At 71.5% G+C, this 4,656-nt stretch carries 4 protein-coding genes; 2 read left to right on the plus strand and 2 right to left on the minus strand.

Translation table 11 applies throughout. The features are described 5' to 3' along the window. A partial coding sequence (locus A612_RS00125) for a nitric oxide reductase activation protein NorD (protein WP_019372592.1) occupies positions 1-1,442 on the plus strand: 1,442 nt, incomplete at its 5' end. 10 nt (positions 1,443-1,452) lie between these two features. Here A612_RS00125 and A612_RS00130 read toward each other — a convergent pair. Together A612_RS00130 and A612_RS00135 are read right to left on the minus strand one after the other, a co-directional pair. Beyond that, a complete protein-coding gene (locus tag A612_RS00130; protein ID WP_019372593.1) occupies positions 1,453-2,088 on the minus strand; it encodes an L-threonylcarbamoyladenylate synthase in 636 nt (211 codons plus the stop codon). An 11-nt stretch (positions 2,089-2,099) separates the two neighbouring features. Continuing rightward, entirely contained in the window at positions 2,100-2,987 is an 888-nt protein-coding gene (locus A612_RS00135; RefSeq protein ID WP_019372594.1) for a 3',5'-nucleoside bisphosphate phosphatase, read from the minus strand. A 178-nt stretch (positions 2,988-3,165) separates the two neighbouring features. On the opposite strand from A612_RS00135, the gene A612_RS00140 reads away from it, so the two are divergent. Continuing rightward, on the plus strand, positions 3,166-4,656 hold a 1,491-nt coding region (locus A612_RS00140; protein ID WP_019372595.1), incomplete at its 3' end, for a methyl-accepting chemotaxis protein.

The raw sequence follows: 4,656 nt of genomic DNA on the forward strand, positions 1-4,656 counted from the left end.
CGGCCGAAGGCGGCGAGCTGCTGCTGCGCCTTCCGGCCAGCCCGGCCGAGGTCCGCGAGCGTGCGCTGCAGTTGGCGGAGCGTCTGCGCCCGGCGGATGCGCCGGCGCGCCAGCAGCGCTGGTGCGTGGCCGATGCCTGGCTCGGCGAGCTGCGCGCGCCCCCGGCGGCTGCGGCCCTGCTCGGCTCGGCCGATGAAGGTCCGCCCGAGGCTGAGGCCGCACCCGCGCGCAGCGCGCGCCTGCCGCGGCGCCCCCAGGTGCGCGACAAGCAAGACGATGAGGACGATGAGGGCGGTCCGCCAGGCGCCTGGATGGTGCAGACAGCCCAGCCACACGAGCAGGCGGCCGACCCGATGGGGCTGCAACGCCCCACCGACCGCGACACCGACACGGCGGCCGAGGAGTTCGCCGACGCCCTGTCCGAACTGCCCGAAGCGCGCCTGGTGCGCACCCCCGGCAGGCCCAAGGAGGTGCTGCTCTCGGACGACCCGCCCGAGCATCTGGCGCGCCAGTCGCAGGCCGGTGGCGCCGACCCGGGCAGTGCGGCGGAACGATCGCGCTCCTACCCCGAGTGGGACTGGCGCAGCGCAAGCTACCGCCCGGACGGTGCCACCGTGCTGCTGCGCGAGGCGGCCCCCGGCGCACCGCAATGGCTGGCGGTCACCCTGGAGGAGCGCCGCGGCATGCTGCACGAGGTGCGCCGGCGCTTCGAGCTGCTGCGCAGCCGGCGCATTCCGGTGCGTCGCCAGCTCGAGGGCGACGACATCGACCTGGAGGCCTGGACGGAGGCGCGCGCCGACTTCCGGGCGGGCCTGCCCCTGCCGCAGCGCCTGTACCGCAGCGAGCGGCGCCAGCACCGCGACCTGGCGGTGCTGGTGCTGATCGACGTGAGCGGCTCGACCGATGCCTGGATCGCGCCCGGGCGGCGCGTGATCGACGTGGCGCGCGAGGCGCTCCTGCTGGTGGCGCTGGCGCTCGATGGCATGGGTTCGCCCTTCGCCGTGCAGGCTTTTTCCGGCGAGGGCCCCCACGGCGTGGTGGTGCGCGAAGTGAAGGGTTTCGGCGAGGCCTATGGCCCCGAAGTGGCGCTGCGCATCGCCGGGCTGGAGCCCGAGCACTACACCCGTGCCGGCGCCGCGCTGCGCCACGCCACCAGCACGCTGATGCGCGAGACGGCAGCGCAGCGCTTGCTGCTGCTGCTGTCGGACGGCAAGCCCAACGACACCGACCAGTACGAAGGCCGCTACGGGCTGGAGGACATGCGCCAGGCCGTCACGGAAGCGCGGCTGCAGGGCATCTCGCCCTTTTGCCTGACCATCGACCGCCACGCCGCCAGCTACCTGCCGGCGGTCTTCGGCGCGCACCACTACGCGCTGCTGCCCCAGCCCGAGCGCCTGCCGCAGGTGCTGCTGGAATGGCTGCGCCGGCTGGTGGCGCAGTAAGGGCGGGCGCCTAAAGCCCCAGTTTTGCCAGGCTGCCCAGGCCCTCGCGCACCACGACCGGCTCGCCGCCATTGTTCATCGGCGTCATGTCGATTACCGTGGTCGGCTCCAGCGGGCAGGCGCCCGAGTCCACCACGCCGTCGATCACCTTGTCGAAGCGCTCGCGGATCTCCTCCGGATCGTTCATGGGCTCGGTCTCGCCGGGCGGGATGAGCGTGGTCGACAGGAGCGGCGCGCCGTGCAGCTCCAGCAGCAGCTGCAGGCCCTTGCGGTCGGGCACGCGCAGGCCGATGGTCTTGCGCTGCGGGTGGCTCACGCGGCGCGGCACCTCCTTGGTCGCCTCCAGGATGAAGGTGTAGGGGCCGGGCGTGCCCAGCTTGAGCATCCGGTACTGGCGGTTGTCCACGTGCGCGTAGCTCGCCAGCTCCGACAGGTCGCGGCACAGCAGCGTGAGCAGGCGCTTGTCGTCGATCTGGCGCACGCGGCGCATGCGGTCCACCGCCGCCTTGTCATCGAGCCGGCACACGAGGGCATAGCTCGAATCGGTCGGCACCGCCAGGATGCCGCCGCTGGCGAGCAGGTCGGCCGCCTGCTTGAGCAGCCGCGGCTGGGGGTTGTCGGGGTGGGCTTCGAAATACTGGGCCATGTCGCTGGTTCTCAATGCACGGAAGGGGCGGGGGCCGCCGGCGCGCGCAGGATGCGGTGCTCCAGCAGCTCCCAGACGGGCGTGAGTTGGCCGGGCAGGTCGGGCAGCGCGCCCAGATCGGTGTGCGACTCGCCCGGCCCATGGAAGTCGCTGCCGCGCGAGGCCGCCAGGCCGAATTCCTGCGCCATGGCGGCATAGACCGGGTACTCGGACGGTGCGTGGCTGCCGGTCACCACCTCCACGCCCTGGCCGCCGTGCTGCCGGAATTCGGAAAACAGCGCGTATTCCTCGGTGGGCGAGAAGCGGTAGCGCGCCGGGTGGGCGATCACCGCCATGCCGCCGGCCTCCCGGATCCAGCGCACGGCATCGCCCAGGCTGGCCCAGCGGTGCGGCACGTAGCCGGGGTTGCCTTCGGTCAGGAAGCGGCGAAAGACCTCGCTGGTGTCGCTGCACACGCCGGACTCCACCAGGTGGCGGGCGAAGTGCGTGCGCGAGATCAGCTCCGGGTTGCCGACATAGCGCAGCGCACCCTCGTAGGCGCCGTGGATGCCCACCTGGGCGAGCTGCCGGGCGATCTGTTGCGCGCGCTCGCCGCGCCCGCCGCGCGTCGCCTCCAGGCCGCGCACCAGCTGCGGGTCGTCGGGGTCGAAGCCCAGGCCGACGATATGCACGGTGGCGTTCAGGAAGGTCACGGAGATTTCCACGCCGGTCAGGTAGTCCAGCCCCAGCGCATGGGCGGCGGCCCGGGCGCGGTGCTGGCCACCCACCTCGTCGTGGTCGGTCAGGGCCCACAGCTGCACCCCGTTGGCATGCGCCCGCGCGGCCAGCTCCTCGGGGGAGAGCGTGCCGTCGGAGACCAGGGAGTGGCAATGCAGGTCGGCGTTCAGAAGGGTACTCACTGGGTCATTGTAGGGGCCACCTTCCCGGGAGGGTTTGTCGGACGAATCGGGCATTGGAGCGTAGGGAAGCCCTTTCTTTGTAAGAAAGTGTGCAGTGGTGCGACACTGTGTGGGTCGTGCGCCGCGCTGCCTGCCCGGGGCGCTTCTGATCGGTGATTGCGGAAAACGAGGTTCCTTGATGCGTATTCAGCACCTGTCCGTGCGTTTCAAACTCTGGGGGATCGTGCTGGGCTCGATGGCCAGCATGCTGCTCCTGTTGGCGGCCTCCGTGGCTTATGTGGCGCAGGTGGGCGAGGAGTCGCTCAGGTTCGTGGAAAGCAGCGAGCAGCGCATCAGCCTGGCGCTGCAGTGGAAGGGCCTGGGCGCGCTGGCGATGCACCAGGCGACCATGGCGGTGAGTGTCACGGATGACGTGCTGGAAAAGCGCACCCGCCAGGATTCGCGCGAAGCCCTGCAAGCCATCGCTGGGTTGCGCGAGGCGCTAGATGCCCAGGGCCTCTCGGGCGAGGACCAGGCGCAGCTCGAGCGCATGGACGCATTGCACCGCCACGCGGTACAGCTGGTGGAGGAGGCGGAGAAACTGCGCGGCGACGCCGACTTCTCGGGGGTCGAGGCCTTGGTGGAGGCCAAGCTGCGCCCCGCCGTGGCGCAGTACGAACAGGGACTGGACGCCTTCGTGCGGTTGCAGGAGCAGCAGCGGGACGCCGCCCGCGCCGCGGCGCTTGGCCAGCGCCAGCGAGCCCTGTGGCTGAGCGCGATCGCCGCGGCAGCCGTCGTGTTGGCAGGCATGGCGCTGGCTGGCCGGCTGGTGCACTCCATCAGTCAGCCCCTGCAGCGCGCCGTGGGCCTGGCCGAGGCCATCGCCGAAGGCGACCTGACGCAGGACGTGCACGACGACCGGCGCGACGAGCTGGGCCACCTGTTGCGCTCGCTGTCGGCCATGGCGGGGCGCCTGCGAGGGGTGGTCGGGGAAGTGCGTTCCGGCGTGGAGGCGGTCTCTTCGGCGGCGACCCAAATCGCCAGCGGCAACCAGGACCTCTCGGCACGCACCGAGCAGACCGCAGCCAATCTGGAAGAGACCGCTGCCAGCATGGAAGAGCTGACGGCGACCGTCACCCAGTCGGCCGACACCGCGCACCAAGCCAACCAGCTCGCTGCCAACGCCGCCCAGGCGGCCGAACGGGGCGGCGCCGTGGTGGCGCAGGTGGTGGCGAGCATGCAGCAGATCACGGACTCCAGCCGCAGGATCAGCGACATCATCGGCGTGATCGACTCGATCGCCTTCCAGACCAACATCCTGGCGCTGAACGCGGCCGTGGAGGCGGCGCGCGCCGGCGAGCAGGGGCGGGGCTTTGCCGTGGTCGCCGGCGAGGTGCGCACGCTCGCGCAGCGCAGCGCCCAGGCGGCCCGCGAGATCAAGGCGCTGATCACCACCAGCGTGGACAATGTGCAGGCGGGCTCGGCGCAGGTCGAGCAGGCCGGCCAGAGCATGCAGGACATCGTGCTCAGCGTGCGCCGGGTGGGGGACCTGATCGGCGAGATCACGGCCTCGTCGGTGGAGCAGCGCGACGGCATTTTCCAGGTCAACCAGGCGATGTCCAACCTCGACCAGATGACACAGCAGAACGCCGCGCTGGTGGAGGAGTCCAGCGCTGCGGCCGCCGCCATG

This window comes from Melaminivora alkalimesophila (genome assembly GCF_000282995.1).
In the GTDB taxonomy this organism is placed as follows: Bacteria; Pseudomonadota; Gammaproteobacteria; order Burkholderiales; family Burkholderiaceae_C; genus Melaminivora; species Melaminivora alkalimesophila.